At 47.7% G+C, this 24,846-nt stretch carries 15 protein-coding genes and 2 pseudogenes; 11 read left to right on the plus strand and 6 right to left on the minus strand.

The annotated features are described in order from the left end of the window. Positions 1 to 1,006: 1,006 nt before the first annotated feature. Entirely contained in the window at positions 1,007 to 2,209 is a 1,203-nt protein-coding gene (locus L579_RS16600) for an AAA family ATPase (protein ID WP_036627117.1), read from the plus strand. Positions 2,210 to 2,211: 2 nt separating this feature from the next. Further along, positions 2,212 to 3,192: a ParB/RepB/Spo0J family partition protein gene (locus tag L579_RS16605; protein ID WP_021185345.1), complete on the plus strand. Its 981-nt coding sequence runs from the start codon at positions 2,212 to 2,214 to the stop codon at positions 3,190 to 3,192. 57 nt (positions 3,193 to 3,249) lie between these two features. Here the strand turns inward: L579_RS16605 and L579_RS16610 are convergent. Next, positions 3,250 to 4,385 (minus strand): IS3 family transposase gene (locus L579_RS16610; protein WP_235056600.1). Its coding sequence is split into 2 segments (ribosomal slippage): positions 3,250 to 4,139 and positions 4,139 to 4,385, totalling 1,137 coding nucleotides; the frame shifts between segments, so codons are not numbered across the junction. 371 nt (positions 4,386 to 4,756) lie between these two features. On the opposite strand from L579_RS16610, the gene L579_RS16620 reads away from it, so the two are divergent. After that, positions 4,757 to 6,319 (plus strand): phosphoethanolamine transferase, encoded by a 1,563-nt coding sequence (locus L579_RS16620; RefSeq protein ID WP_051337983.1) that lies wholly within the window; start codon positions 4,757 to 4,759, stop codon positions 6,317 to 6,319. A gap of 53 nt (positions 6,320 to 6,372) precedes the next feature. On the opposite strand, the gene L579_RS16625 is transcribed toward L579_RS16620, so the two are convergent. From L579_RS16625 to L579_RS16640, 4 genes and pseudogenes are all read right to left on the minus strand, one after another. After that, positions 6,373 to 7,269: an alpha/beta hydrolase gene (locus L579_RS16625; protein ID WP_021185349.1), complete on the minus strand. Its 897-nt coding sequence runs from the start codon at positions 7,267 to 7,269 to the stop codon at positions 6,373 to 6,375. 196 nt (positions 7,270 to 7,465) lie between these two features. Beyond that, positions 7,466 to 8,863, minus strand: a complete 1,398-nt coding sequence (locus L579_RS16630; RefSeq protein WP_021185350.1) for an L-serine ammonia-lyase — start codon at positions 8,861 to 8,863, stop codon at positions 7,466 to 7,468. Between the two features lie 28 nt (positions 8,864 to 8,891). Further along, positions 8,892 to 10,138, minus strand: a pseudogene (locus L579_RS16635) (serine/threonine transporter). Positions 10,139 to 10,481: 343 nt separating this feature from the next. Continuing rightward, entirely contained in the window at positions 10,482 to 10,694 is a 213-nt protein-coding gene (locus tag L579_RS16640) for a hypothetical protein (protein WP_021185351.1), read from the minus strand. A gap of 460 nt (positions 10,695 to 11,154) precedes the next feature. On the opposite strand from L579_RS16640, the gene L579_RS16650 reads away from it, so the two are divergent. The 7 genes from L579_RS16650 (at position 11,155) to L579_RS16680 (ending at position 21,920) form a co-directional block, all read left to right on the plus strand. Next, complete coding sequence (locus L579_RS16650) at positions 11,155 to 11,970, plus strand: CPBP family intramembrane glutamic endopeptidase (protein ID WP_021185352.1); 816 nt, start codon at positions 11,155 to 11,157, stop codon at positions 11,968 to 11,970. Positions 11,971 to 12,060: 90 nt separating this feature from the next. Continuing rightward, entirely contained in the window at positions 12,061 to 12,549 is a 489-nt protein-coding gene (locus L579_RS16655) for a glycoside hydrolase family 108 protein (protein ID WP_200864675.1), read from the plus strand. Further along, positions 12,546 to 13,112 (plus strand): hypothetical protein, encoded by a 567-nt coding sequence (locus L579_RS16660; RefSeq protein ID WP_152521898.1) that lies wholly within the window; start codon positions 12,546 to 12,548, stop codon positions 13,110 to 13,112. Before L579_RS16655 ends, L579_RS16660 begins: the two co-directional genes overlap by 4 nt. Positions 13,113 to 13,272: 160 nt before the next feature. Continuing rightward, a complete protein-coding gene (locus L579_RS16665; RefSeq protein ID WP_036627021.1) occupies positions 13,273 to 13,905 on the plus strand; it encodes a hypothetical protein in 633 nt (210 codons plus the stop codon). Beyond that, a complete protein-coding gene (locus tag L579_RS16670) occupies positions 13,863 to 17,576 on the plus strand; it encodes a hypothetical protein (RefSeq protein ID WP_152521899.1) in 3,714 nt (1,237 codons plus the stop codon). The genes L579_RS16665 and L579_RS16670 overlap by 43 nt, the downstream gene beginning before the upstream one ends. Next, positions 17,537 to 20,227 (plus strand): hypothetical protein, encoded by a 2,691-nt coding sequence (locus L579_RS16675; protein WP_021185356.1) that lies wholly within the window; start codon positions 17,537 to 17,539, stop codon positions 20,225 to 20,227. The genes L579_RS16670 and L579_RS16675 overlap by 40 nt, the downstream gene beginning before the upstream one ends. 142 nt (positions 20,228 to 20,369) lie before the next feature. Next, a complete protein-coding gene (locus L579_RS16680; protein WP_021185357.1) occupies positions 20,370 to 21,920 on the plus strand; it encodes a hypothetical protein in 1,551 nt (516 codons plus the stop codon). Between the two features lie 69 nt (positions 21,921 to 21,989). Here the strand turns inward: L579_RS16680 and L579_RS24190 are convergent. After that, positions 21,990 to 23,372: pseudogene (locus L579_RS24190) on the minus strand (M60 family metallopeptidase). 237 nt (positions 23,373 to 23,609) lie between these two features. Here L579_RS24190 and L579_RS16695 point away from each other — a divergent pair. Continuing rightward, positions 23,610 to 24,845, plus strand: a complete 1,236-nt coding sequence (locus L579_RS16695) for an RHS repeat-associated core domain-containing protein (RefSeq protein ID WP_021185361.1) — start codon at positions 23,610 to 23,612, stop codon at positions 24,843 to 24,845. Position 24,846 lies beyond the last annotated feature (1 nt).

A 24,846-nucleotide genomic window follows, 5' to 3' on the forward strand; every position in this document is an offset into this window, starting at 1 on the left:
TGCGAAACTAATCCAAATCTATTGCTTCGAGGGTGACCGACTTGCATAAACGAGTTGCTTTTATGGCTTTAAACAAATTTTTGACGTCACATTTCTTGATGGTTTCATTTTGAGATAACGCGTCAAGTAGTGCTGAAGCGTTGGTCAGGTTCTTATCTTCCAGCGCGGGCTGAATTTCCTAATGATTTGCAAAACCGCCTTGTACGAAGCATCGACTTTAAAAGGAAGTTTCGCCTGGCTCAACATCGTGTCTGAAAGAATGATGAAGATGGGCATCAGGCCAAATTGTAACACGCGAGTGGGAAACGTGAGTGCATGTTATTCACAAAGGCATTCGCGAGGGCTTGTTTGTGGTTTGAGCTAAGGGATTTAATCGATGTTATTCCGGCACTGTCGGCCATGGAGCCAACCCTGTTTAATTTTTTCCAACTATAACGCATCGGGAAAGCACCTGACCCTCTGAAGGATCTTACGTAATTTATTTTTCTCCAGCGCGATATCGTATTCTTCCAGCTTGTCAGCGATGTCTCATACCTAGTGGTCTCTCTAATCCTTCAGGTGAATATGCCTCAGCAGTCTCTCAACCATGTCGGGCGATGATGTGTTTTTGGCGTTATGGTGGGTCACCAATCAGTGCTAATCTTTGATGGCATGATAAGAATATGAAGCAGGCAGTTGATACTATGGTTAATGCCACAAATGTGGCAAGTAAATTGATATCGTTGATTTTTTTTCATGTGGGCGAGGCGATTGTTGAAGGCACTGTTATCGCGCAACTTATCGGCTGTGGCATACCATCCCCATTAATCACAAAGTGAGTTACAGTATTTTTAACGTTTTCCTCAGGAAGTTACAAGGCTGTCAGCCGCTTTATCACAAAAATATCAATCAGATAAGATAAATCAAATCCTTGAGAGGAATTCCAGTTTGAATGTGTTTTCCTGAAAAATTGGCAGGCGGAAGCTTTTTGTGTATCATGCAAAAAATCATTACATATGAGGATGTTATGAAACGTGACTATGGCGATGTGCTGGAGACAGCCAAGCGAGCGCACAGTTTATTGCAGGGACTGAGCAATCATATTGAAAAGCAACGGGCTGAATTCAACCAGACCGGGTATTACCAGACCTGGTCACGTAACGCGGTAGCGAACTTCCCGCTATTAAGTAAACACTCGGTGGTGGCAGCCATCGGTGATATGGAAGAGGCAGGATACGAGTTCGGCAAAAAGCAGACCGGCAGCACCGCGCAATATGCGTTGACGCTGCAAAATGTGATTGATATCTACCAGCATCGCAATGTCCCTAAATACCGTGATAAACATAAAGGCCCGTTTGTGGTATTTGTGGTTAACCTCAAAGGTGGTGTCTCCAAAACGGTCAGCACCGTGACACTGGCGCACGGTATGCGAGCTCATCCGGCTATGCTGCATAACGATTTACGCATTCTCGTGATCGATCTCGACCCGCAGGCATCCAGCACCATGTTTTTAAGCCATAAAGACAGCATCGGTTCGAAGGCGGAAACGGCTGCCCAGGCGATGCTCAATGACCTCGGACGTGACCAGTTACGCAGTGAATTTATTCAGCCGACGGTGATGCCAGGTGTGGATGTGATGCCCGCATCGATCGATGACGGTTTCGTTGCCAGTGACTGGGATGCGCTGGTGCAGCAATATCTGCCGGGTGTTGCGCCCTCGGAGGTGCTGCGCCGCAATGTGATTGACCGTCTGGCAGACGACTACGATTTTATCTTTGTAGATACCGGGCCACATCTGGACTCCTTCATGTTGAACGCCATCGCTGCCAGCGACATTCTGCTGACACCGACGCCACCGGCGCAGGTCGATTTCCACTCCACGATGAAGTATCTCACTCGTCTGCCGGAAATGCTGGAGCGGATTGAGAAAGAGGGCGTTGAGCCACGTCTGAAAGCAAATATTGGTTTTATGTCGAAGATGACCACCAAGCATGACCATCTCACGTCGCAAAGTTATGCGCGCGAAGTATTTACCAAATCAATGCTCGATGCGTCACTGCCGCGCCTCGACGGTTTCGAGCGTTGTGGCGAGTCGTTTGACACGGTGATCAGCGCCAACCCGCTCTCCTATCCGGGCAGTGCCGATGCGCTGAGAAAGGCCAAGTATGAAGCGGAACAGTTCTCCCGTGCTGTTTTCGATCGCATTGAATACATCAGGAGTACGCTGTGAGTATGCATAAACCCGTTCAACGTATTGGCCGCACCATGGGCCAGACGGCTATCGCCAACTTTATTGACAGCAACAACGCGTCGCGCACCTTCACCCTGAAATCGGGCAAGAGCGCCACCTTTACCCGACAGCTAATCCCCCATGGCGACATTGCATCTCGCACCTATGTTGATACCCGGATCAACGGGCGCGATCAGGCAACGCTGACTGAGGAGTCGGTGCGGGATATTACGCGTACCATTGGCTTGCAACAATTCTTCCCGGCAATTGGTCGGCAGAAAGATAATCGTATTGAGATCATGGATGGTTCCCGCCGCCGTGCCGCCTGCCTGTTCGCTGGTGCCAGCCTTGAAGTGCTGGTTACCAACGACGAGCTGGATATCAGCGATGCCCGCCAGTTGGCGGCCGACATTCAGACTGCAAAAGAACATAACCTGCGTGAGCTGGGTTTGCGCTTTACCCTGATGAATCAGAACGGCATGAGCAAAAGCGACATCGCTAAAGTGGAAGGGATCTCCAACGCTAAAGTGACGCGCGCCTTTCAGGCCGCTTCAGTTCCGGCAGAGCTGATTGCATTGTTCCCGGTGGTGTCGGAACTGACTTTACCAGACTATCAGTTACTGCTGGATGTGACTGACAATGCCAGAGCAGAAAGCGTAGCGATCGGTGACGTGGCGGAACAAGTACGCAAGCTTATCGGTGAGCATCCGCCGCAGGTTAATAGTGCGGATGAACAGAAAAATCAGATCCTTGGCCATTTCCGTGCGGCTAAGCGCAGCCTGGTGCCGCCTAAAGCAAAAGCTTTGGTAACGGAAAAGCTGGCAGATTTTGACGATCGTAATATACAGGCCCGTCGTAAAGTGAATGCGGAAAAGCGCGCTATCAGTTATGAATTTGTACGCTTACCTAAAGATGCGGTGGAGCAGATTGAAGCCGCAATCAAGCAGGTATTGACGGGGGTAAAAGGGGTTAAGATAAAGTAGGTTCCGGAAACGGCGCGATAACTGGAGTGACCCCGCACCGGTAGACAGTTTCTGTCCTCACGACGAGGCCTTTTCGAAGGCCTCCGGACTGACACCACCCAGATGGCTGTGCCGCCGGGTCCGGTTGTAGAACATTTCAATGTAATCGAAGATATCCGCCCGGGCCATGTCCCGGGTTTTGTATATCCGTTTTCTTATACGCTCCTTTTTAAGCGAGCTGAAGAACGATTCTGCTACCGCATTATCCCGGCAGTTGCCGCGACGGCTCATACTCGGCGACAGGTTATGGGCCCGGCAGAACCGCTGCCAGTCATCGCTGCCGTACTGACTGCCCTGGTCACTGTGCACAATAACGCTGCCCGCAGGCTTGCGCCGCCACACGGCCATCAGCAGCGCATCCAGCGCAAGCTCGCGCGACAGGGTCGGTTTCATCGACCAGCCCACCACATTGCGGGCAAAGAGGTCGATGACCACGGCCAGATAGAGCCAGCCCTGCCAGGTGCGGATATAGGTGATGTCCGTTACCCAGACCTGATTGGGTTTCACGACCGTGAACTCCCGCTGTACGCGGTTAGGTGCTATCAGCGAAGGTCTTCCCCTGACGCCCCGGGGGATTTTATAGCCGTGTACGGCCTGTATCCTGTTCTGTTTCATGATCCTGGCAACGCGATTTCTGCTGCAGACTTCTCCGATTTCACGAAGATCGCCGTGAACTCTGCGGTAACCGTAAACACCGCCGCTCAGTGCATAAGAGTCGCGGATTAACGCCAGCAGCCGCTGATTATCCTTTTCTCCGGCTGTAACAGGACGATGAAGCCAGACGTAAAATCCTGCACGGGCAACCTTCAGAACCCGACACATTGCTACGATCGACCAGATTTCACGGTGATCGTTAATGAAGCGGTACTTCAGTCGGGCTCCCTTGCAAAGTACCGCGCTGCCTTTTTCAGAATATCCCGTTCTTCCTCGGTGCGTTTAAGCTGCGCTTTCAGCTTCAGGATTTCCGTTCTCGCGTCGAGCAAATCCTGCGCCTGATGCCCGCTGTTATCCGGTTTTACTGAACGAACCCATTTATAAAGGCTGTGTGCCGATACGCCGAGACGTTCTGAAACCTCGGCGACGGAATAGCCCCGTTCGGTGATCTGGCGGACGGCTTCTTCTTTAAACTCAGGGGTAAAACGTGTTGTGCCCATAGACTCCTCCTGTGCTCAAACTATAGGGCAGATTTGTCTACGGGCTCGGGGTCACTCCAACTATAGGGCTGATTTGTCTACGGGCTCGGGGTCACTCCAAACAATGCAAAAATTTAAAATGGATACGTGTTGATGTCTTTACAACAGCGTATAGCAAATTCTGTAGCAATCCCTGGCGGCTGGTGTTCTTCGGTTTTATGGTCTTTTGGGCGGTAATTGCATCATGGGGATTATGTTTGGTTTAACCATGATTATGGTTTGCTTTCAATAGTTACAACATACTAAAAATCGCTATAAACCACCCATCATCCAGCTTTTAAACAGGAATAAGCCGCACAGGCAGGGGAGGTATTTTTCTACAGGTCGATAGAGTGAAAAAAATACAGGTTTTTCTGGTCGGGTTGCTGGCCTTATGTCCGGCACTGTTTGCACTTGATCAGAAGTCAGGGACAGTGATAAAAATTTATTTGACGACCATACTTCTTTTCCTTATTTCTGCCTGGTTTTTTAAACGGAAATCAACAGTTTTACTTTCGCTGGCCTTATGTTTTGTTTTATCACTCTCGGTAGTGACATCATTATATTTCCATTATGAGTTCGGCACCGTTTTTTCGGCGGTAATGGCCACAACGTTCATTAATGCCAGCCAGAAAGAAAGTATTGATATGCTGTACTATAATTATCGCTACGTTTTCTGGTTTGCCATAATTTTCTTGCTTTATGTGTCGCTTGCTTATTATTTGTCCCGGCGTGTCACTGAGAGAAAACTGGTACTGTCTGGCATCATATTATTGCTCTACACTGGCATCTCGATTTTTTTGTATACGGTATCTGGCAAGACCCGTTCCGAGGATTTCCTGATCTCCGAACGATTATTGGTCAACTCGCCGTTATATAATTTTTCCCCCATCGTACGTGCCTACAACGACGCGAAGCTGACCGACATCGTCATGCAGGCGAAAAACAGTTATGACTACAGTTGGCAAGATAAAGGTATCGATAATTATGTGATTGTGATTGGCGAGTCTGCGCGCAGGAAAGATCATGCGATCTATGGTTCCGACTACCTTACCACGCCATTTATTGATGCGCAGCATGGTAGTATGCTGCTGTTTAATCAGGCCATTGCCCCTGCGCCGTTAACCATTCTTTCCGTACCGGCCTCTCTGGCAAAAGTGCCTCTTGCCGATAATGTACCTTTGACTGCCTGGGCTGACAATGTGATCTCATTAGCCAACGATTTAAAACTCGATACCTATTGGTTCAGCAATCAGGGAAGTGTTGGGCAGAGTAATAGCTTAATCACAGCGATGGCAAAACGCGCCGGGCACCATAAATGGAACGAAAAGATAGGGCTTGATAGTAGTCTGGTGGATGAACTGGCGCAGGTGATTCCTGAGCCGGGGAAAAAACTGATCGTGCTGCATTTTTACGGTAGCCATGAACCTGCCTGTGAACGCTTTCCACGTAGCGAAACCATCCCCTTCACAGGCGATGTTAAAGACAATTGTTATCTGAACTCGATTGCTTATACGGATAAGCAACTGGGGCGTCTGTTTTCATTACTTGCCGGTACGCGGTCTTCATTAATCTATTTTTCTGATCACGGGCTGGTACGTGATCCGCAAAAATACGCAAATTATTACCATCATGATATCAGCAGTCCAACCAAACAAGCTTTTGATATCCCGATGTTTATCTGGTACAGCAACCCAGTGGCGGCCTCTAATACCCGTGGGACGGTGTTTCCAGACAAATATTCAACCAGTAATAACTATTGGCTGCTCAGTGACTGGTTGGGCGTCACACATCACGATAACCGGCGTTGCAGTTCGCCACTCAGTGATTGTTATCAGAAACCACAGGTTATCCAGGTCATGGACGGCAATAAAAAGCGACTTGATTACGATGGGTTACCGGATGAAGGGCGGTGATCTTTACCATTGTTATCGCGCGAACCGGAGAGGTTCGCGCCACCAGTACAGACTTACTTCTCTTCAGACATCTGCAAAAGCGCTGCCTGAAAAGACGCCGTGAACATCGCGCCATGCGTCAACCCCGGAAACAGCGAATAGGTTGCGACAACGCCATTGCTGCGCAGCGTCTCTACTGCCTCACGCAAGGCCCGCAGCCTGTCTGGTGTGGCACTGGCCTGCGGTCTTTTCTCATCGCCGTCGCCTTCCATTATATCCAGCCTCTTATGACTGAACGCCTCCCCGGATGTAGCGGTGATTTGCGCGAGCATCTCGTTGTTATCACGATCCAGCGAAGGGCTGGCCGTGTAATATGAACGGAAGAAATTCGAAGATAACCAGGAATCCAGCACAAATAACCCGCCATACGAATGCCCCCACAGCCCGCGCTGCGCAGGATTAATCTTCAGATTTTTTTCACTGGCAGGGGCAATCGTCTCTTCGACAAGATGACGAAAACCGGTGCTGCCCCCGGCTGGTCGCCCGTGGGTAGCCCATTTACTGAGAAAATGCGGTGGTGTGTAATCATACGTTCGGGCTTGCAGATCAAAAGGCAGCGTCGTCTGATAGCCAATAACGACCAATACCGGCGGCGACCCCTCTGATAATTTTTCCAGGAAAGAATCAGAGAGTCTGTCCATCACGGCATTGCCATCGAGCATGTAGAGAATAGGAAAACCTGCTTTGGGAGGGTGCTTATCTGGCACACCTGTCCATACTTTGTAATGGCGTTTACCGTCAGCGGAATCAAATGTGCGGGTGGAGAAATGGTAAAAGGTGGATCCTTTGTCAGCAATGTTAGGACCTAACGGTGTCATATCCGGTCTGGCATAGCTATTTCCGGCACAGACAAACACAAAAGTTAACGCTGAGATTCCCTGAATTCCTTTCCTGTATAAGCTCTGATTCATTTGATGTTCATCTCCCATCCGTTTGATGACATTCGTTGGTGATCGGTGACCCAATCGTTAAAAGCGGCGAATATGCTGGGGGAATAACCTAATGATAATAACAATCATTTGCAAGTCGTTAAGGCTCAACGCACCGATTGTTAGTCTTTGTATCGGCGCGATTTATCGCGCCGATACAGAATGCCAGATGAAAATATTACCACCAGCGGTCCAGTGAGACCATTTTAGGATCTTCAACTTCTACCGCGACGGCCAGTCCACCTTGCGACGTTTCACGGTAGTTCGCATGCATATCTTTGCCTGTCTGATACATTGCCGCGATCACCTTATCCAGACTGACACTCGGTGCAGAACTGCGGCGCAATGCCATCCTGGCTGCATTCACTGCTTTAACGGCGGCGATAGCATTGCGCTCAATGCAGGGAACCTGAAACTGGCCCGCCAGGGGATCACAGGTCAATCCGAGGTTATGTTCCATCGCAATCTCTGCTGCAATGCAAACTTGCTGCGCACTGCCACCCCATACCGCAGCCAGTGCGGCGGCGGCCATCGAACACGCTACTCCCACTTCTCCCTGACAACCCACTTCAGCGCCAGAAATTGAGGCATTCATTTTATACAGTGAACCGATAGCGCTGGCGGTGAGATACCAGTTGCTTAAAATATTGTCATCGACCGGGCTGACGAATTTATCATACCAGGCCAGTACCGCCGGGATGATGCCACAGGCGCCATTGGTGGGGGCTGTCACCACCCGACCGCCAGAAGCATTTTCTTCACTGATCGCGAGTGCAAACAAATTAAGCCAGTCTAACGTCAGCAAAGGATCGTTCTTTTGACTCTCGCTACCCTGCAACAAACGATGTAGCGCCGGCGCGCGCCGTGGTACGCGGAAGCGTCCCGGCAAAACGCCATCCTGAGCCAGACCGCGCTCGATACCTTGTTGTGCCACGGACCAGACGTTACGTAAATGCGAGGTCATGGTACTGGCATGATGCAGGGCCAGTTCGTTCTGCATCATGACTTCAGCAATGGTGAGATGGTGGCTGTGGCAGATGTCCAGTAAATCGGCTGCGCTGGTGTAAGGGAACGGGACATAGGGCGCATCAGTCTGCGTTTGCCGCATCTCCGACTCTTCCAGCACAAATCCACCGCCGATGGAGAAATAGGTTTTCTCCGCCACCACGCGGGTATCTTGTCGGGCCTGAAGCCGTAAGCCATTTTCATGCAGCGGCAACGCTTCGGCGTGGAATTGGATATTGTCCTGTGCGGTAAATGAAATCGAGTGCGCTGTTTCAGCCAGCGGTAATTTTCCAGTCTTCGTCAGTTGCGTCAGAAATACCGGGATAGCATCAATATCAACATTATCCGGGGAGAAACCCGCCAGCCCCAAAATAACAGCGTTATCAGTTTGATGGCCTTTTCCCGTCAGTGCCAGCGAACCATAAAGATGTACATCAATATGGGTCACTGCGGTAAGTTGCCCATCCTGTTGCAACTGTGTCACAAAGCGTTTTGCCGCTGCCATTGGCCCAATGGTGTGGGAACTGGAAGGGCCAATGCCTATTTTAAACATATCAAGAATCGAGATCATGCGATTACCTTACTCACTGCATGGCCGATCAGGCGAACAGGGAAAAACAGATACCTGTCAGTGCCACCAGGCCAATAACCGTGACAAAAACATTGCTTAACGCGCCGCGATATTTGTGCATCGCCGGGATTTTGCGGACGGCATACATCGGCAGTAAAAACAGCAGCATGGCGATGACCGGGCCACCCAGGGTTTCAATCATGCCAAGGATGCTCGGATTCAGTGTGGCGACGGCCCAGGTGGTGATCAGCATAAACAGCGATGTCACCCAGCCGAATTTTTGGCTGTTGATGTTCAGCAGCGCGTTGAAGCCCTCAGCGGCACCAAGATAATGACCAAAGAAGTATTTAGTAATTGCGACGATGGCAATGATCGGCCCCATCCAGACGACAAATGGCAGAGAGAAGTGGTTAGCCAGATAGGAAAGGATTGAGATGTTCTGCGCTTTCGCTTCGGCCAGATTTTCTGGTTGCAGGCTCAACACGCAGCTGAAAAAAAAAACATCACCGTGACAACCATCATGATGTGCGCATAAGCCAGGATGCGGGAACATTTTTGCTCGGCTTCTTCGCCATATTCTGCGCGCTTCGCCACGGCAAATGAGGAAATGATGGGGGAGTGGTTAAATGAGAACACCATTACCGGGATGGCCAGCCAGAGGTAAGTCATGACGCTGCCAGAAGATGCGAATGACAAGGTTTCCAGTGCGGCACCATTCCAGTGAGGGATCAAATACATCGCCATTAGCAGCAGAGACAACACGAACGGGTATACCAGGATGCTCATCGCCTTAACCATAATGTTCTGTCCAAACTGGACGATGGTCATCATGCCGAGGATTAATAACAACGCCAACAGTGCGCGGGGAGGCGCAGTCACACCCAGTTGATTAACCAACAGACTTTCAACGGTGTTAGTGATGGCAACGCTATACATCAACACAATGGGATAAATAGCGAAAAAGTAGAGCAGCGCAATAATTTTGCCTGCGCGAGGACCAAAATGTTCCTGCACCACTTCCGTGATATTTGCGCCGGGTTTACTGCCAGAGAGAACAAAGCGCGTCATGCCGCGATGCGCGTAAAAAGTCATTGGGAAGGCGATCAATGTCATCAGGATCAAAGGTATAAGGCCGCCAAGACCCGCATTGATTGGTAGAAATAACACGCCAGCACCAATCGCAGTGCCGTATAAACTTAACATCCAGACGGTGTCCGTTTTACGCCAGCGATTCAGGCTTACCGCCGTTACTTTTTCAGTGGTGTCGAGACTCATAGTTTTTTCCTTATTTTCCAGGGCGAAAATTGTATGAATTTAATGTAAGGCAAAGGGGGTTATTTTTCTGCTGATAAGTTTGTGGTTATTAATATGAGGGTTTAAATTGACGATGTTTATTCGATAATTATATTGACTATTTTTCTATTAAAAATAAGTTTGTTTACCGGTTATATTGGAAATTTCTCAGGTCAGCCAGGGGGATTCAAATAAATATTTCAGGGTTTGATCATGGCAATGAAATAGCCAGGGGCAGGTTCAGATAGTCAATTTCGGCAAGAAAACTGGCGTTCCTTATCCGTCACTCCGTGGGAAAGGGTAACGCCAGGCTGCGATTTTCGGGTTACTTTGCTTCAACATCAAGGCTTCGGAGCCAGTCGCCCGTACAGCATTCCTTGCAGTAGCGCACATTTTTGCTACGTTGCTTTGCAATCGACATCGCCTGTGCGTTGCTGTACGCAGAACCGAGGAATAGGCTGATACCTTTATGAACATAGGGACATTCTTTGCTGTGCAGAATCTGATTATCCAGATAATAGAAAGTTGATTTATGCATACTTATTGTCCCGGTTATGAACTGAAAGCCCAGGCTTCTCGGTGCTGACCAAAAGTGAAAAGCAACCGGGTGGAATCGTGCAAATTCCTCGCCGTGTTTGCCAGGGATAGCGTTTTTTGTTCAGGAAGAGACAGCGGTATCCCATGTTTTTGCCCGGTAGTGAACGGGCAGATATTTCTGGTTAACCTGTGATCATCATCACTGTCTGTGGATATAAGGATGTAATAGGTCCTGGCGTTCATCTTCATCACCTTTCATGACAATTTACAGGGTGCTGGTAAGATGTCACACCAGTTGTCAATGCGGAAGTACCTCAAAAGGGTAATTTCACGCTATTAGGAATATCCCTATATACTTTTTGTCTGCTATGAGATTTCCGTCTCAGAAGCGGGGAAGAGATTGCTCTTTATCTCCGCATTAATTTTATACATACCACTCTTAATCAGACTAAGGACAGCCAATGTGGATACTGCTGGCAATAGCGCTTCTGTTTTTGGAAACGCATAAAAAGTTCGCTTTAGGTATTTTGCTTATCACGGTGATTCTCGCGACATACACCCACGTTCTGGACTGGCAAGCATGGCTTTTTTTCGCTGGATTGTTGTTGGTGGCCCTGACGTCATTTCGTTTTGGTGAGAACAAACTGGTGCGCTATGGCGCAGAGGCACTTATGTTCATCGCCGCGATCGCCCTGATGACCCATCAGATTCCCGGCTTTCATAATGTCAAAGTCCTCGATCAGGTCATTGCCGGACCGCAAAGTGTGCCCTTCACGATGTATTACAACTTCGATAAGGCGTTGACTCCCTTCGTGCTGTTAGTGGTGATGCGGTCGTTATTTGTCTCGCAGCCTTCTCGCCAGGCGCTGCGCTGGCAGTGGCTGGGGCTGGTACTGTCGGTCCCTGCGCTGTTATGGCTGGCGGTCTATTTTGGTGGATTAAAACCGGAGAGACATCTGCCACAGTGGCTTATTCAGTTTGCCTTTGCCAATGTGTTCTTTGTCTCTCTGGCGGAGGAGGCGCTGTTCCGGGGGTATCTGCAACAGCGTCTGGCGGGATGGATATCGCCTTTCCTTGCCCTGGTGCTCGCTGCGCTATTGTTTGGTTTGATGCACATCACGGGGGGCATCCTGCTGGTCGTGTTTGCCAGCCTGGCTGGGCTAATCTACGGTCTTGCATGGATGTGGAGTGGCAGGTTATGGGTTGCCGTTTTATTCCATGTCGCGCTCAATATGCTTCATCTGCTGTTCTTTACTTATCCCATGTTGCGACATTAACGCTCAATCAGGCCGCTAATAAAAAAACGCACCTACACCCATATTCACTCCCGCAGGCGACGAGGTCGCCATTACCTTATGGGAGAATGAATGATGAATCATCGATTTAATGAAGCATTTGAGATGTTAATGGGCCATGAGGGAGGATACGTAAATCACCCGAACGATCCTGGTGGCGCGACCTGTTATGGTATTACCGAACGGGTAGCACGGAAGAACGGTTACACCGGTGATATGCGTCATCTGCCGTTAGAAACGGCGCGAAACATCGCTCGTCGTTTGTGGTGGGACCGTTATCTTTGTGATGATTTGCCATCATCCATCGCCTTACAGATTTTCGATATCGCGTTTAACGGTGGGCATCCGGTACGTTGGTTACAATTGGCGATCGGTGTAAACGCCGATGGCATTATGGGACCGCTCACCCTCCAGGCTGCACATCAGGCTGACCCCCGCCAGGTGATCCTGCGGCTGAATGCCTACCGTCTGACCTATTACACCGCACTCAAAAACTGGCCGCATTTTGGTCGGGGTTGGGCCAACCGCGTCGCGGGGAATTTATTGCGAGGGGCACAATGATGGACGCAGTGAGCCTGGTCATGTCGTTAGCCAATGTTGTCCCTGCGGTGTTGCAATGGCTTGGTCATGAAAATGCGGCAGGTAATGCCGCGCAGATACTCAGTACTGTTCGGGACATTACCGGGGAAAAGCATGATGAAGCGGCGATTAAGATGTTGAGGAATAATCCGACAATGGTGCAGGCACTGACAGCGGCACTTTATCGCCATCAGGAAGCACTGATGGAGATGGAAACGCGTGCAACCATCTCAAGGGAAAACAACGCCGCGGCAGTGAATCAAACCATGCAAGTGGAGGTCAGTGCGCTGCACTGGCCGACCTACAGTTGGCGCCCCTTTATTGGTTTCTGCTTTGGCGCGACGGCAATCTGCTCTTCGTTAACGGTGGCAATGTGCTATCTCGGCGTCATGTTTTTCCAGGCGGATAGTCAGACCCTCAGTGTGTTACCTGGCATGATAGGGGCTGAAGCGGGCATTATGGCAACCATGAGCCCCGTGCTGGGCATTGCTTCCTGGTTTCGGGGAAAAATGCAGGTTAACCAGGATATGGCAGGACATCGTTGAACGCCAGGTTGAATTCCGGCTCCAGATGGGGGGCGGAATTTATCTCGTCGTACCTCGCCATAGATTTACTCACCACCAGCTTTATTTTTCGTTATAAACGACTACATTTTTTGTGAATATTATCGCAGGCGCGTTTTCATAATCACAAGGAATGTCATTAATGAATACTGATAATTACTTCGCTTACAATGGTATTGGTTTTTATGCCGATCAAAGTGTCTTGTCACTGGTTCTCAAGGGAAATAATTTACTTGTTGGTTCGATAAGAAAAATTACCCACGCACCCTGGAATAAAATATCCAGCCTGATTTATGACTATTTGCCAACGATACAAGAAAAGAAAGAGATAACAGCGGCTGATTTCAGAGGAAGTAAAATGGGTTATGAACATCACCTGGATCTGAAGGTTGCAGTTAATGTGATGCATTCTGAAAAAGGCAGGGAATTACGGGCGCAATTATTTATTCCTGAAAATGAAGTGGAGACATTTCTTCAGTTAGAAGGTATTGCAGGGTGCGTTCCCCTTGAGGAAAATCGGGCAAAATATAATCAATTACTTCTTCTACTGGAAGAAAACAACGCATTCAAAAAAAGCACGAACGCGACTTCTTCGACGGGATTCACCCGTGAAGAGGTTTTGCGCGAATTTATTTTCGCTTTTATCGAAACGAAATTTTTTACCTCTGAAATGATGAGTGCAGGATTGAGATATGCGTTGATACCTGCTATCAGCTGGATATGCCCCCCCCTGTGGGGGCCACAATTAAATTTATTGACGGTTTTGATCTGGTAAGGCCGTTGTGTCAGGAAACCATAGTTGACCTGGAAGGGCTGGCTCGGCATAAACGTCGGCAAAAGATAGCTAAATATAAGGAAAAATTACAGCATGCCTCAGTAACGCCAACCTCAGCCAGTAGCAGGTTGGACGTCAATGCACCTCTGCTGGCGAGCGGAATGACTACCGCAGCGCTGGCATTGCATGCACCCCAGCCCGGCAGGAACATCGTACCAATAGCGGGGGCACTGACGTTAGTCGGTGCCAGTCTTATGGTGGGCTATCAGTTTCTGCTTTCGTCACAGGAAGTCGCTAATAATAATGGTCTGATATTAACCGACAATGAGAGGGATGTACCCCTGGGCAGTGTGTCCTATGGGAATCGTCCTCCGGCTCTCGATTTACACCTAAACTCTACAGCCAATAGCACCTGTTACGACGTCGTCGCAAAGATCAGGAAGTTGCTGCATTCCAGTCAGAGCGGTATTCGGCTGGCTGATGAATTTAGTCAGTTTATCTTTGATGAAAATATCGATCTGCGTGTTAAGCATGCGGAAAAATTGATTACAACCATGAATGTGACAGAGTTTACCTGTCAGGATCGTGAGCAAATGAATAATTTGTTGATCGACATTTTTTCAGTTTTGCTTACTCCACCCGGAAGTAGGCATGTATTGAACATGGCAAAGCTTATTAATGTTGTAAATATGAAAGTGAGTAAAATATGGCGTGATAATGCAAATGGTACAGAAAATGATTCCATTGGCAAAGCAATTCAGGGACTTCACTCCTATATTTTACGTGCTATGGTAAATGCGTTGCAAACTACACAATCAGAAAAGTTAGAAAGAATAATTAAGTTTGTGATTAATTTCCCGGCACCAGATTTTATTCAATTTCTTAATCACGGCTTATCAAATGAGTCCGTCATTTCAAAGAGTCTTAATGACTACTGGATAGATATGGGGGTGGAATACCCCAAAAATAAATATATCAAGTTTGGCGATTTCAAGTCGGCTCTGGATCGAGGTGAATTACTGACATTCAGACTTGCGAGAGTCAAGGTTTACCTTGGTGATTCGGAAAATTCTACAGAAGTAAATAAATATCAAAAATATAATCGCGTTATCAATAAGCCCTATCAGGATTACCATGAGTTAGATATTAATCTGGAAAGAACCAAACCAGTAAGTGCTCGGGATGTTGCCCGATCAAAATACGAAATCCTGGGGGTTGATATTGATAAAGAGAGTGATTTTGAGAGGCCAACTTTTAAGATTCACAGAACTCCATTAAGAAAACCAGAGTACCCCATCATTATCGAGTGCAAAGACTTATTTTGTGTGATAATGAGTTTTCCTGATGGCATAAAAGTACTTTATGATCTTATGCCAAATTCCGTACCTGGCCCGTTGCGAAAATATCCTTATGAAGGAAAAACAGCCTTTAGCTTAAAACCACACCCGTTACGCACGGAAATAAAGAGTGATTATGAGGAACTCTATAAAACGTTTGAAGATGAACATATTAACTACTATCAGCAGGTAATAACGAAAGCTTTTAATATTACGACTGCTGATGTTAAAAGTTATTTATCTGACCAGAATATGGTTTATTCTCTTGTTGACGGACATAGTAAACGCTTTCAGATGGTAAGATATCTTTTTATCCAGGCGGCATCCAAACTCAACCCGGAAGTTCTGAGTAATGCAGCTTTTAATGAACGAATAAAAACTGAGGGTGGGGTCATATTTTTTGGCGAAAATATTAAAACCTGGAAAAGAAAATATTTCCTTTTAAATCCCGAAATTGCGAGGAAAGGTCAATTATTTCCGATTATTATCCTACCAATCAACACCACAAGAGATATTCAAACACTACAGGAAGAGATCCTCAATCAACACTATTTTTTTAAAGATGGAGGAACTTACTGGGATCGCTGTGAAACGGTTGAAAAACCCCGGTCGGGCTGGACCGATGACGCCAATAATTTCTTCAAATTTTACAGTGGATGGACAAAATATGTCCTGTCTAAGGGTTGTGAATTTATTACTCCTTCATGGCAAATCATCCCGTGGTTTGAGGAGAAACAACAGGGGCCTGCTGCAACTGCCATCCCACTCATCATTGAAAGAGCACTTGAGAACAGGAGAGCCTTTTTAAGCTGGCAGAAACAGAAAGTAGATGAAGCCACATTAACGCAGGGCGAGAAGGAAGCACAGCTTGGTGCACTGGGAATCATTGTCGAAAAATTTCCACTTAAAAGCTGTGCCGATTCGGTGAATAACTTATTATTAAAATCTGTAGATGATCTTCCCATCGATCATTATGAAAATCTATTAAGATTCCTTTCGTGCGGAGTAGAACTTTTGTTGCCTCGTTCTGTATTCAAAATCCTCAAGGGGTTGGGACGCGCAATTTCCAAAGTTAACATGCAAAAACTAAGCATTCTTGCAAAAAAGAAAGTGCTTGATTCGTCGTATAAACTGGCACAGACCTTGCCACATAGCAGTAAGCAACATGTATCCTCACTGATTGAATCACAAATAACATCGGAGATTGCTCAACTTAAGGCAGCAAAAGCCATGTTGAAGCAATTAGAACAAGAGCGGTTTATCAAGCTTCTGGAAGCGGTCAGTATATTTCCCGGTTATATGTATCCCCTGACCAATCTGAAACCCTTTGGAACGAACCTGTTCAGCCTGGTCGAGGCATTGAAGGGGAAGGGGTTTGCAGGGTTTTTTACATTGGCGAAAAGAGAGTTAATTGATTTCTATCAGCAGCATAAATTTCATCCATTTTCGCGTTGGATTGCACCACAGGGTAATCGAAGCCTGGAAATTGAAAATTATATGTTTCCATTGCCAGCGGGTGGGGCGATTCACTGCTACAACGATACAGTTGAGGTAAGTAATCTAACGATAAATATCTTTGAAATTCATCAAAAAGACCCTGGTTTGTACAAAGAGCTTTTATTTTCTGAACTAAAATCGGGCAGCATTGAGCAGGTTATCGATGCGGCCAAAGCCGGTGGGTGGACTATTGCAGCTGATTATGATCCATTGGCAATGTTTGCTTTCAGGAGTTTTACACCCGAGTTGAGAAAGTATGTCATGCAGGTTTTGGATTTAGGTAATTATTATAACCTCAACCCTAATCGTACGGATATTGATGCCAATTTTTTTTACGATTATCTGAAAGAGAATTTTGACAAGGCGAAACCCACCACGATCCGAAATCTCATTCTGACTCCCGAGCAAAATATCTTGCTCGCGCACGCAAGGCAAAACATAAAGGACATTATGACAAGTAACTCCTGTGCTTTTGAGAACAATTATCGATTTGTTCTGCAATATGTCCTGGTTAGCAAGACTCAGGAGGTGCTTACACAGTTAAGCGATGTGACGACAAGAGAGCGTATTGTCAGGATGCTTCTGCCGGAGGTCTTTTATTATCTGCAAAGGTTCACTGTTAACACAAAAAAAAGCATTGCACAGGAAAATTATCATGTCGAAGTGATTAATTTCCTGGCGTCACGTATTAAATATAAATTGGCTGAGAACCCCGCGACCATAACTTTATATTGCGAGAACTTATCATATTTTAATGATAATGTTGATGATTATGCGAAAAAAATCCTGATGCACAAATGCCTACGATGTCGGAGTATATTTCTGAGTCCATTCTAATAAAAAATAGATTGAAAATACTCTATGAAAGATATGCAAGGATTGAATACACTGTCAGCGTATTAAATGACTATTTTATTGACGACTGGTTGGGTGTCGATGCGCAAACTGCCTGGCTGGCAAATATGCAGGAATTTCTTACCCCGGAGATGCGTTATCAGAATCTGACGCCTTTCCTGGCCGATGCGACCAAAATCGTGATCGCCGAGTGGAAAAAAGTATTAAGCACGGCTGACGCGGCGCATGAAGTTAAAATTATGCATGATGATGAGATGCATGCGGAGTTTATCGCTATCGTGCAAAAAGCATTCGCGCAGAGTTGTCGTATCCATAAAAATCAGCTGTTTTGCCAGTATTACACCATGGATAATGGCAGTTTCACCTTTATCAAACATGATTTCATTGCTGAACGTAAGCCACGTTTGCTTTCCCGCAGACAGGTTGAACGCGGTCATCCCGATGTATTAATGCCGGTGATTGAATATAAAGGAATGAGGGAAGAATTTACTGCCTCGCGAAAGCTTCTTGAGTCATGGCAAGCGATGACTGACACCTTGATGTATCAGCAAGAAGTAAATAATGTGGCACTGAAGTTTATCGGTTTTTTCCACCTTCCTTTTCATGAGCGTCTGTATGGCTATGCGCTGGGTGGGCCTGACAGGAGTTCAGTCCTGGCGGATGACGTGATCACCATGATCAACAGTATCATCAATGAAAATGGTCGCCTGGTAGATTATCAGTTACGCGTATTCCAACGTTATTTACCCGCTGACATGGTCATGGACACCGACCGGGTGCTGGCATTGCTCAGTGATCTCTTCCGGTTAAAACACCCAACCATTCCACGTCTCTATACCCAGGTCATTTTTTATTTGCAAACCCCTCTGGCAGGCGCTGATGTGACGCTGCGTCAACTTAGCGACGGAAGTTTTGCGCATGAGCAGGTCAATACTGTCATGCGTAGGTTTGCAATGCTGTTGGAGAGCGAGCAGGGCGCAACGATAAATGCTGTTCGACGGTATATTCGCGCGGCAATCCATCACCAGTTGGACTTTACCCGGCATCTGGCTGCGGTGGATCCGGCGTTAATCGACTCAGTAGCAGGCGAGGGGATTGGGCAACAACTCTGTCTGGGCGCCATAATCGCACAGCAGCTAGGCTGGGAAAATGTCGTCCATGGCGATTTGGTGCGGCTTTACAGCCTTGCGATCCGCGATGCCGGAATCGTACCGATGAATGCATTGAGCCGGTTGGCCTTGTTCAACATGCCCGGCAATAATCATGCAGAAGATGCGCTTGCGACCTTTGGTCACTGTATTGAACATGGGGCGAAAACGTTGACACCGCTGGTTGCCTGTATCAATGACAACCAACGGTTAATGGCATCGCTGGCAGAATTGACGTTCGACAATGCGACGCCACTGGAGCATCGACTGTTACGCGAGTTAGTTTTGAAAGCGATACAGAACCAGCAGGAAGTACTGACTCGGGTTATGCCAGCGCAGCAAGAGCAGCAATTCCGGGCAGCACATGCGCGCGGAGAATTACAGCTTACCTGGTATCTGGCGCGGGAAGCCAATAGCACCGGCGAATTCACCGCAGCAGGTGTTGGATTCGATATCGTGAATCAGCAAGGGGGACTGATCTTCCCGTTGGGCCTGCCGGTGCCTGAGTCGGGGATGTTTTTGCAAACACCTGCGCATATCTCTAACCGGACATTGACGGCTGCATGTTTTGACGACGGTCAGATTGGCAAGATGCAATTCAAACGCAAAACTGTCACTCCCGCGCCATCACAGGATAAAGAAAATAGCGGGGTGGTTACTCTGCTGACGCGCTATCTGGAAACCCGATCGCAAAACTTTCAACAACAATTGGCTCGTGCGAAAAATGAGACAGAATTCAATACCATAAAAGAGCGTTTTCAACAGTGGTTAACGCAATTTTTTGCCTTCTACCGCGACAGCAGTAGCCTGTATGAACAGCTGGATGCGGAACGTATTATCCAGCTAACGGCTGAAGCTGATGTGAATAGCTGGATAACCGGGCAACGTCCAAAACCCGACATGGTGTCTTCAGGTGATTATTTTGAGCAGGCGATTCGCGGGTTGATGAGCGGCTATACCGACTATCCGGACTATGCGGCGAGGTTAAGAACTCGCTCTCCGGTCAACAATACATTGTCGCCTGCCAGCCTGCCGGAAAATGGATTTGCCGGAGTCTGGTGGGACCCGATGAGTTATTGTTGTTATATCGGTTTTATCAACGGCGATGAAGATCAACTTTTTGCCAGCCTTGCGGATCAACGTGCGACGTTATTTCCACTGGCGGATAAACATGCACATGCAACTATCTGGCAATCGCTTAGTCTTGCGACTGAGTTGCAGCTGAATCTCACCGCCATGCGCAACGGGGAGATTACGGCTACCGAGTTTTTTGATCAATACGTGTCTGATGCCTGGCGCAAACAGCATGATCAGGCTGAAGAACGCTGGCAATTAATGCCAACTGTGCAGGCGAGTGCATTGATTGAACAGGGGGTGGTGACGCCATTATCGTATGTGCAGAAAACGGCAGCAGGCAATTCTACCGCCACAAAACTAACCCTATATATTGCAATATCACAATGGGAATTTTGTTTTTATTCTTAGCAAGGATGATTATCAAAATATCCATTATCGCGTACTGGATCCCTCGGGTCAGTTACAGGTTATGCCAGTGGGGATAAGCGAATGGCCGCAGAGAGTGGCACCAGCGCCAGGGAGGAGCGCAAGGCAGCAATTCCGTGTAACGATGGACCGGTTTCTGGCCGAAGAAGAGAAAAAAACGACACCCATGTTTTTGCCGTTACTGAATATACAACAACAAAGAAATGTCAGTGCTGCCATGTTACTCAGGCAGAAGGCCAGTGCGGAACAATTTCGACAACTGGCAAATGCTACCGCGGGTATCCCTTACAGCTTTACCGTCGAAGATGATCATTTGATGGAAATCGAGCAGCATCTGCATGCTTACGGAACCAATCTGATTTTGCAATTACAAAAGCGCATGGAGCATCCCGTGGATATCAGTCCGGCCATCTGGGATGTCTTTCTGTGGCGCAAGGCCAATCTTTACGATCCACACATCTTCAACAACACATTGCAGGATTTAAAAAGCAGGGAGGTCGTTTTGTCAACGCTTGATCGCTTCATTAAAAGAGGAGTGAAGATGGCGCAATTTCCAGGCAAGGACTCAATCAGTTGGGTGGCCGATAAGCTGAATATTCTGACCCATACTATCGCCGCCTTCGAGTGGTTTCGCTCAGAAAGAAAGCCGCCGTCCCCTTCACGAGCTGATATGACGAGGTTGTATCAAAATTGCCTGGCAGAGAATAATTTTTTCAGTCGCTACGGTACCTATCCCCACTGTACGCCGGATACCTTTCAGCAGCCGTGGGCATTTGAAATCGATCAGCATCCTTCACCGCTTAACGTACCTGCGTGGCAAGCTGGTTTTGACTTGCTTCGTCAGCTCACCGCCGGGTTAACAGCAGGCAAGCTACTCAATACATTTCTGGAATTCAATGCAGAAGAGTGGCAGGAGGCGCACATGCGCAACTACAGCAGAATCTTTGAGCAACACTTCAATCGCACCGTGAATTATTGGCAACAACCACATGATGCCAACGAAATCATAATTATCAGACCAACGCTCTCACCGTTTGGATTTGACCTGACTACGGCTGAACGCAAAAAGCCGACGCAACTGATCCTGACTGCGCGCATCGGTTCGGTTTCTCACAAGGAAAAAGCCTCCCCGTTTCTGACAGCTCCGGAAGTTGCGGAAGATTTATTGCTGGAGAATGTCCGGCAGGCAGACAACACCGTCACCGAAGCACGCCTGGCGGGAATCAGTAGCCATCCCCATACGGCAAAAGAGTTTGTCGCATGGACAAAACATCGACTTGCCGGCCCCATATTTATGAGTGAGTTGTCCAGCCCGGCCTTTTTATGGCGCCTGCAAAACCGTATTCGTCAGGTGATAGCAACCGAAGCGGAGTTATGGCGCGAAGACGAACGTCGTTTCTACCGGTCATCCCCGACTCACCATTTTCTCAATATTGCTGATTTTACCGCTGACAATAAAAGTCAACGCCTGGCATTTTTTCAGGCGCTGTACGCCAGTGAACTATTGATTTTGCGCCTGATTATGCCGGATGCGGAAATGGTGTTTGGCATGCTGTGCGCGTTAGCGCCAAAGCAAGATGACGATGTCACCCATGCATGGGTTTGCCTGAAAGATACCCATGAAAATATACCGTCAGAAAAGCATCTGCCCACCATTCATGTCGTTGGTGTGTAGCTACCGGTACAATACGACTGGTTTAGCCGGCGCGAATGTTCGCGCCGCTAATGTTGCGAGTCACGGGGATCAGTCTGCCAGATCGGTCAGGGTGTAAGGGTCAATGCAAGTATCCGGCAATTTCAACGCGTTCAGCTCCGCCATGAGCGTATTGTAAGCGTTGGGATCTTTGGGCATTAGCCCCCAGGTCGTAAAGAAAGAGGCGAGGTTATAACCCGAATAAATACTGGCATTGATAATAAAGCTGTTTATCTTCTCGGCATCAGTGGGTAAGTCTGGTGCGCTTGCCCGGTAATGACGGTGGAGCGTTTGATAAAAATTATCGCCGTACGCCAGCCAGAGTTGATGGAACATCATCAGTCTTCCTTCATAACCTAACTCAGCATCCTGATTAAAATCTTTTTGCGCGACGGTTTTATTCAGGAATTTTATCGCGCGAGGCCAGGATTGTGCCAAACTCATCCACTGAGATGGATAAATCCCCATCTCCCTTTCCGCGGCAAGAGAAAAAATATTAACCTGCACTTCAGTAATGCTGCTCCAGCTCCATGCCCGCTGTTGATGCATATGACCAAGTTCATGTCATGGTCCCCAGCCTTCCACCGAGAATCCTTTCTCAGTAAGGATATTTCCCATTACATCTTTATTAAATACTGTGCGGTAATCCGTTGTATACATAAGTGGAACCGGGTCATCGGTTTCGGTTATTAATATCTTATGTTGGCTTCGGCTGTGGGTGTAAATATATCCCTCATCTTTAGTTAACATCAATATGTTGTCCTGAGCATTGATTGCCTTGTCAATCGCCTGCAACACCTTATCCTGGTTTTCATTCACATAACGAAGGGCATTTTCCCGTGATGCAACAATAATGGCGCGCTCCGATTCAAGGACCACATCAGGCGTCGGGTAATTATTTAACATCTCACGCCATGCGGCATTGGTGGTCGTACCCAGCCGATACCAGGGCATTGGCCGGGCATCGACTAAGTTGAGACGGCAGTTTGCGCCATAAACAAACTGATTCATTGGTGTGTAAGCATAAATAACACCGCCTTTTTCACCCGCTTTGACATAGGAATTAACTTCCTGCTTTAGCTCGAACATATCAGGGTTGATTTTGTCTTTGTAACGGCTGTAAGTGCCGATGAGCAGATGAGGCATAATATTGCCTTTGTAATTGGGGCAATTAACAGCATAGTGAACCAGTTGATTAGGTTCGGCATAATAGCCGGTTGGATAACCCGGATGCCAGGGTAATGAACCCAATCTTGCCGCATCCTGATGAATCTCCGATGTGCCGTGGACCTGCATATAAACCGAATCATAGTTTTCCACCCCGGTATTTATCGGGGTAGGGGACAATTGTGAAAGTGAATCTCTGGCGAATAAGCTCCCCGTTGCCAGAAGCGAGGCTAAGGTGATGGTACTTATCAACATATTTTTAAACATTGCTACTCCTTGAGTTATTTTCCGTTTCACTGCCTGTTAACCTTATATGAAGATTTTCTTCTGCCAGAGAAGGTAGTTATAAATTCATGTATTTCTCATCTTATTGATGCGTTGCGTCAGGATAAATTTCAGCGATTAATGGATTTTCATATCAAGTGAACGGTATCCATTCTACCGGGATGTTTTTAATAGATTGGTTGTGACTAAAGTGAGTGGCCTATTCTCAGGAGAAAACCTATGTCACAGCAGCAGGAATATTACCGGTATGTTGCGCCCGGCCAACGCGCGTTTAAACATTACCAATTCGATACTCGTCAGCAGCAGGTGTGTTATCTGCCGGGGCTGGAAATACGCAGCGGCACCACAGGCAAGACCTACGACCAGCCTCTGTGGATGATCGTGGCCGGCAGATGTCGTCTTTACCGCGAGGCGCAGCAAACGCTGATTCATGTCAACCTGATCGACAGATTGGGCAGCGTATACGGCGTTGTAGATGAAACGGGAACTCTGGTGAGTCAGGAGTGCTGGTATCCCTTTGGTGGCACGGCAAGCTGGTTAACCGGGAGGCAGAAAGGTGCGATGCTGAAGTTTCAACGTTACGCGGGGAAGGAACGGGATTGCACCGGGTTAATCTACTTCGGCTGGCGTTACTACCTGCCGTGGCTGATGCGCTGGCTAAGTAGCGACCCGGCTGGAACGATAGAGGGGTTAAACCTGTTTCGTATGCTGAGAAATAACCCTGTCACGCGCTACGACCCTGACGGACGCATGACCAATGGGGAGTCATCTTTCGATCTTGATGCCGTTATAAGAAATGAGGGTACTGATACATCTGAGTATCGTGAGCTTCTGCAAGAGTTATGGGAGGAGCATTTACCCGGTGCCGCCGCTGAAAATCCCCCAAGCTGGCAGCCAGTACCTTCAACCTCTTCTTCTGTAACCTGCGACCCCCAGTCTCATCAAGACCATGCGGCGGCGCTGACCACAGAGCATGTGCCCGGGGGTAATCAAACCTGGCAATGCAACCGATGCTATGATTCCTTTCATTCTGAACCTGAATGGCGAGAGCATATTGCCCAAATGCCATGCAAAAAAAAATACTCCTGTATGTGGCCTGACTGTAGAAAGATATTCACCAGAACACAAAATCTACATATTCATATGCGTAACCATAGAGACGAAAAGCCGTTTGTTTGCCACGGGGAAAGTTGTAGCAAAAAGTTCACCTCTAAGGATGGCCTAACCAGGCATTTCAGACACAGTCACCTTGGACAAAAGCCATTTCAATGCAACGTAGACGGATGTGGCTTTTCGTGTACGAGAAGAAAATTTCTTGAGAAACATATCACAATCTTCCATGCCCCTGGTTCTGTCGGACTTTACTGCACGCCATGCAGACTGACATTTGACAAACAAAGTGTGTTTACGCTGCAGAGTAAGTACTACTGTCCCTACAGGGCTAACCATTCCTGAA

It is taken from the genome of Pantoea sp. AS-PWVM4 (assembly GCF_000468095.1).
GTDB lineage: Bacteria > Pseudomonadota > Gammaproteobacteria > Enterobacterales > Enterobacteriaceae > Pantoea > Pantoea phytobeneficialis.

Excerpts from the sequence above, each read along its gene's own strand:
- L579_RS16600 (WP_036627117.1), top strand. The coding sequence starts at position 1,007 with ATGAAACGTGACTATGGCGATGTGCTGGAGACAGCCAAGCGAGCGCAC.
- L579_RS16605 (WP_021185345.1), top strand. The coding sequence starts at position 2,212 with ATGCATAAACCCGTTCAACGTATTGGCCGCACCATGGGCCAGACGGCT.
- L579_RS16625 (WP_021185349.1), bottom strand. The coding sequence starts at position 7,269 with ATGAATCAGAGCTTATACAGGAAAGGAATTCAGGGAATCTCAGCGTTA.
- L579_RS16630 (WP_021185350.1), bottom strand. The coding sequence starts at position 8,863 with ATGATCTCGATTCTTGATATGTTTAAAATAGGCATTGGCCCTTCCAGT.
- L579_RS16640 (WP_021185351.1), bottom strand. The coding sequence starts at position 10,694 with ATGCATAAATCAACTTTCTATTATCTGGATAATCAGATTCTGCACAGC.
- L579_RS16650 (WP_021185352.1), top strand. The coding sequence starts at position 11,155 with ATGTGGATACTGCTGGCAATAGCGCTTCTGTTTTTGGAAACGCATAAA.
- L579_RS16655 (WP_200864675.1), top strand. The coding sequence starts at position 12,061 with ATGATGAATCATCGATTTAATGAAGCATTTGAGATGTTAATGGGCCAT.
- L579_RS16660 (WP_152521898.1), top strand. The coding sequence starts at position 12,546 with ATGATGGACGCAGTGAGCCTGGTCATGTCGTTAGCCAATGTTGTCCCT.
- L579_RS16665 (WP_036627021.1), top strand. The coding sequence starts at position 13,273 with ATGAATACTGATAATTACTTCGCTTACAATGGTATTGGTTTTTATGCC.
- L579_RS16675 (WP_021185356.1), top strand. The coding sequence starts at position 17,537 with ATGCCTACGATGTCGGAGTATATTTCTGAGTCCATTCTAATAAAAAAT.
- L579_RS16680 (WP_021185357.1), top strand. The coding sequence starts at position 20,370 with ATGGACCGGTTTCTGGCCGAAGAAGAGAAAAAAACGACACCCATGTTT.
- L579_RS16695 (WP_021185361.1), top strand. The coding sequence starts at position 23,610 with ATGTCACAGCAGCAGGAATATTACCGGTATGTTGCGCCCGGCCAACGC.